Origin of the sequence: Streptomyces albidochromogenes (assembly GCF_005981925.1) — a bacterium.
Classification (GTDB): Bacteria; Actinomycetota; Actinomycetes; order Streptomycetales; family Streptomycetaceae; genus Streptomyces; species Streptomyces albidochromogenes.
In genome coordinates this window covers 1-935 of sequence record NZ_VBVX01000668.1, presented here as the reverse complement: position 1 = coordinate 935, position 935 = coordinate 1, and the positions used below count along the sequence as shown (strand labels likewise).

Here is a 935-nt window from a genome sequence, read left to right as displayed (position 1 = left end):
CCCTTGGTGCGTGAGAGTCCGGGGGCCGTTTCGCTCGTTGTCGTCGGTGCCGGACCTGCCGGGGTGGCAGCGGCCGTCTGCGCGGCCGACCGGGGAGTGCGGGTGGTTCTCGTGGACTCCGCCGTGCGGGCCGGTGGGCAGTTCTACCGGCAGCCCGACGCCCGGTGGGGTGCCCGGCGGCCTCAGGTGCTGCACCACGCCTGGCGTACGTGGCAGCGGCTGACCGCGCGGCTGGACGCCCACCTGGCCGACGGTCTGATCACGCATCTCGCGGAGCGGCACGTGTGGTTCGTCGAGCGGGCCGACGGGGGCGGGTTCGTCGTGCACGCCCTCGGGGGCTCCGGGCAGGACCGGCCACAGACGGTACGGGGCGACGCCGTGCTGCTGGCGACCGGTGCGTACGAGAAGGTGCTGCCCTTCCCCGGCTGGACGCTGCCGGGGGTCGTCACGGCGGGGGGCGCGCAGGCCATGCTCAAGGGCGGGCTGGTGCTGCCGCCCGGCCGTACCGCGGTGGTCGCCGGGACGGGACCGTTGCTCATGCCGGTCGCCGCGGGGCTGTCGGCGGCGGGGGCACGGGTGGCGGCGCTGATCGAGTCCGCCGGTCCCGGGCGGCTGGCGTGGGGCGCGGTGAGACTGGCCGGGCATCCGGCGAAGCTGGCGGAAGGGGCGCGGTACGCGGCGGCGCTGGCGCGGCGCGGGGTGCCGGTGCGGACCGGGCACGCGGTGGTCGCCGCGCACGGCTCGGAGCGGCTGGAGGCGGTGACGGTGGCGGCGCTGGACGGCGCGGGGCGCGTACGGGCCGGTACCGGGCGGCGGATCGCGTGCGACGCGCTGGCGGTGGGGCACGGGCTGCTGCCGCACACCGACCTCGCCGGGGGGCTCGGCTGCCGCATCGCCGAGACGGGTCACGGGGGCTGGGGGGTGGCCGTGGACGG

Annotated in this window: 1 protein-coding gene; it reads left to right on the top strand. The window is 78.1% G+C overall.

All coding sequences use genetic code 11. From position 1 onward, the window contains the following. Window positions 1-3 precede the first annotated feature (3 nt). The coding region (locus tag E2E34_RS34670; RefSeq protein WP_439333713.1) for an NAD(P)/FAD-dependent oxidoreductase at window positions 4-935 on the top strand (932 nt) is incomplete at its 3' end.